The 4,148-nt window shown below is 57.6% G+C and carries 2 protein-coding genes; one reads left to right on the forward strand and one right to left on the reverse strand.

Annotation, left to right across the window (positions count from 1 at the left end; translation table 11 throughout):
- Positions 1-110: 110 nt before the first annotated feature.
- Entirely contained in the window at positions 111-3,311 is a 3,201-nt protein-coding gene (locus EFAMC2_RS10170) for a type I restriction endonuclease subunit R, EcoR124 family (protein ID WP_154029067.1), read from the reverse strand.
- Positions 3,312-3,374: 63 nt separating this feature from the next.
- Between EFAMC2_RS10170 and EFAMC2_RS10175 the strand changes: the two genes are divergently transcribed.
- Positions 3,375-3,932: a restriction endonuclease subunit S gene (locus tag EFAMC2_RS10175; RefSeq protein WP_261980264.1), complete on the forward strand. Its 558-nt coding sequence runs from the start codon at positions 3,375-3,377 to the stop codon at positions 3,930-3,932.
- The last annotated feature ends 216 nt before the right edge of the window (positions 3,933-4,148 follow it).

Raw genomic sequence — 4,148 nt, forward strand, 5'->3', positions numbered from 1 at the left:
GGCAATATCCCCCAACTTACGCTGTTCCCAAGTTGAAACGAGGGGGCGCATGGTCGCATGCGTCCCCTCAGATAGACAAACTTTCGATTTCGCCTGTTCAAAAAAGCCGCTCATTCGTCGATATCGAAGCCGCCTTCTAGGATGAACTTCTTTAACAGCGCCGCCGCACGGGTGTTCACCTTGAACAGGGGAAGCGTCTTGCCTTCCTTCTGCTCAAAGAAGGCCTTGGCGCGCACCTTGTCCACCGAGTCCTTCAAATCATCGAAGCGCCCGAACTCGTTAATGTTCGATTCCGTCAGGTCAAGCGCAGCCATGGCGGCAAGAAGCTCGCCGTCTATGCCGAGCGCCTCGACGATTCGCTCGACTTGAGCGTTTTTCACCTTGCGGGCATAGGACGTGATGTAATCCCTCAACGTCTTGCCGTCTTCCAGGGCGACGTCCCCTCGCTCGACATCGTGAAGGAACAGCTCGGCGAAGCGCTGGTCATCCTGGCTTAGGGACGCGAACGATCGGTGGAGCTCCTCGCGCGCGGCGGCAAGACCCTCGTCGTCCTGCTCAAGGCATTTCAGCCACTTCTCGAAGTTCGCATTCATGTAGTCGCTGTCTATGAGCCCCGTGTCGATCTCGGTTATATGACCATCGAGCTCGTAGGGCGCTTCGGGCGCGTCGCCAGGCCCGCCCCCTCCTGCGAACAACTCCTTGTAGCGCTGCACGAGAATGAGATAGGTCCGCTCGTCGATGACCGGTTGCACGAAGAAGGACTTGCCCCTCGGCTCGCCTTCCTCCGGCTCCTCCTCAAACTCGTAGGTGTCCTGCTCCCATGTGAAGCCCTGCACCTTCGCGGCCTCGAGGAACTCGCTGAGCTCAACGAACTCCTTAGCGAACTTGCGCCTGGCTTCCTGCGATGCGGGGAGCTTGGAGAGGTCTCCTACGCCAGCTGCTTCGAAGACCATGAGTATCTCCTGAAGGCGCGCGTCCATCAACGCGATATTCTCCGGCAGCTTCTGGACAAACATGTCGAGCGGTCGGTCTCCCGAATACAGCTTCACTGCCGCTTCGATATAGCCCTTCATGGTGTGGGGATGACGGTAATAGCGGATCGTGCCGAAGGGCTTGTCGGGGCCGAACAGGCGATTCGTGCGGCTGAACGCCTGGATGATGCTCTCGTAGTCGATGACCTTGTCGAGGTAAAGCGTGTTGAGCCATTTGGAGTCGAAGCCCGTGAGCATCTGGTCCACTACGATGAGCAGGTCGATACGAGAGTCGCGGTTGGAGTCGACGTTGACGTAGGGCTTCTTGTGAGACAGGCGCGCCGAGATGTCCTTCTTCATGGCGGGCCAGGTGGGGATGGTGAACTCCTGGCCGTATGCCTTGTTGTAGTCTTCTATGAGCTCGACCAGGGCATCTTCCTTCACCGTAGAGCCGGCTTTGTTGTCAATGCTCGGGTCGAAAAGGGCGGTCACCTTCATCTGCGGGGCGCGTTCCTTGAAGGCTCGGTAATAGTCGATCGCCTCCGGGATGGAGCTCGTCGCCAAGATTGCATGGAACTTGTTGCCGTGGGAGAGCACCGGGAAACGGCGCAGGATGTCCTCTACGACCTTTTCGTGGTGCGGAGTGCCGGGCCAGTATTGGGCGCGGGTGAGGAAATCCTCGATGCCCTTGATGTGGTTGCCAGCGCTGTCGATCATCGGTCCCATGGGGACTTTTGCCGAGTCCATATAGTAGTAGAAGACCTTGCTCTTTCGATCGTCGAAGATGGCTTCGGCTACTGTTGCGGCTTTCGCTTGCTTTAAGGCGACCGCTTCGCGCACGTCGTGGTCGTCGAAGGTCGTCACCATATATGGGTCGAAGCCCAGGACGTTGCCGTCGCGGATGCCGTCTGCGATGCTGTAACGGTGCAGACACTCGCCAAACACCATGGCGGTGGTGGAGCCCTTCTTCTGGTTCTCGTCGAGAATCGGCGTACCTGTGAAGCCGAAGAACAGCGCGTTGGGGAACGCGCGGCGTATGTCCTGGAGCATCTCGCCGAAGGTGGAGCGGTGACACTCGTCGATGACGAACACGATCCGTTTGGAGGCCAGGCGGTTGAGTTCCGCCTGGGTGATTCTGCCCTCGCCGGCCTTCACGTTGCTCATCTTCTGGATAGAGGTCACGATGAGGCGGTTCTTGGGGTCGTCGCTCGCGAGCTTCGACTTCAACACCTGCGTGTTCTCGGTCCCCTGTACGTCGTCGGCGTCGTCTGCGAACGCGCGGTACTCGGAGAGCGACTGCGTACCCAGCTCGATGCGGTCCATGAGAAAGATCACCTTGTCGGCGTCGTGCGAGTCGGCTATGAGCTGGGCAGATTTGAAGCTCGTCATGGTCTTGCCGGAGCCGGTGGTATGCCATATGTAACCGCCGGGGCGCCCCGGGGTGCTACTCTTTGGCCTCTCGTCCCATTTGCACCTGCGCACCTTGTCGGATATAGCGGAGGCTGCGTAGTACTGGTAGCTGCGCATGACTTTCAGGCAGCCGTCCGAGCTGTCAGCCACGATGTAGAAGCCAATGAGCTGGTGCGCCATTGGAATGGAAAGCAGCGTGGAGGTGAAGCGTTTCCATTCGTCGGTTCCGGGTTTATCGCCCGCGCAGACGGGCTCGTTGTTGAAGTCCTCCCAGTGGAAGAAGAAGTTCGGGTTGAACGCGCCCGTGCCAGGGTTGGCGAAATAGCGCGCCTCGTCGGGGGTCATCCCCACGAAGATCTGCGTCAGGCGGAAAAGCCCCGTGAACACGCCCTCGTGGGCATATTTCTCAATCTGACCAGTGGCCTGACTGACGGGGATGCCGCTGCGCTTGAGCTCGATATGGATGACCGGCATGCCGTTGATGAGCAGGCACAGGTCTCCACGGCGGTCGTTCAGGATCTTGCTCTTCGCAGGATAGACCGGCTGCTGAGCTATCTGGTAGCGACTCTGGCCGGCTGCGATCTCCTGACGATCATAGATCTTCAGGCTCACCTCCTTACCCAGGTGAAGCGCGTCGTCGGGGTTGTCACGCGTGACGGCGACGGTCTTTCCGTTGATGAACCCGTTGAGTGCAAGTGGGGTCTTGAGCGTTTCGATTTGTGCGATGACCTGCGCCATCTCGCCCTGGGTGATCGGGCAGCCGTTCAGGCGGTCTATGTCGGCGTTGTTCTGGAACAGAATCTTCGCCCAGTTGTCGATGAGGTCCTGCTCGGTGGGATAGCGAAGCACACCTCCCGCGTCGTCCCAGCCGTGCTGCTTCAGCACGGTTATGACCGCTTCCTCGAACGCGGCCTCTTTATCGAAAACCATGGCGAAACCTATCTACGAACTGCAAAAAGTTATGCACTTAACTATTGGCAATCATTATAAGACATAGATACATCTACCTGGGAACAGCGTAAGTTGGGGGATATTGCCCCTGTAACAATGGGGCAATCCCCAAATGGAGCTTGCTATACGGACAATCCAAACGATGCTGTTCTCGTTCAGGGAAATGCCGATTTGAAAGATGGCTGGGTTTTTCCTCGTGTCTGGACTACGGAGATCACGAAAACAGCCAAAGCTGGAGATCTAATCATGAGCGTTCGTGCTCCTGTCGGCGCAATGGGAAAAACCGCCTATGACGTGGTCCTCGGCCGCGGAGTTGCCGGAATTGCCGGCAATGAGTTTCTGTTTCAAGCCTTGTCTAAAAAGGAAGCCGAGGGGTATTGGTCTACTGTTTCTGTTGGTTCGACCTTTGATTCTATTAATGGAGACGAACTCAGAAATACGCCGGTCGATTATCCCCGCAGCAAGCCAGAGCGTGAGGCGGTTGGAAGCTGTTTATCTAGAATCGATTGCCTCATCACCCTTCATCAGCGTATGGGTCCCATCTTCTGCTTTTGCGCGCATGGATCAAGAACCAATTTCGCGTCCACTTTTCAAGGATAGCTTCGGATATTACGCTACCCGCGCCCCATCCCGAAGATGCTCATGTCGCCATCGGCGCCAGCTTCAGGCGTCTTCGGCACAGCAGAGGGCGCCTTCGTTTGCGGTTCTTCTTCCGCTGGTGCGCCTATCGGCTCGCTGAGCGCCAGGAAGAGCCTCATCACGAGTTCGAGCCTCTGCTGCAGAGAATCGCTCAACTCGTCGTAGGAGGCCGCCAAC

The sequence above is a fragment of the Olsenella uli genome, assembly GCF_901212655.1.
Lineage (GTDB): Bacteria > Actinomycetota > Coriobacteriia > Coriobacteriales > Atopobiaceae > Parolsenella > Parolsenella uli_A.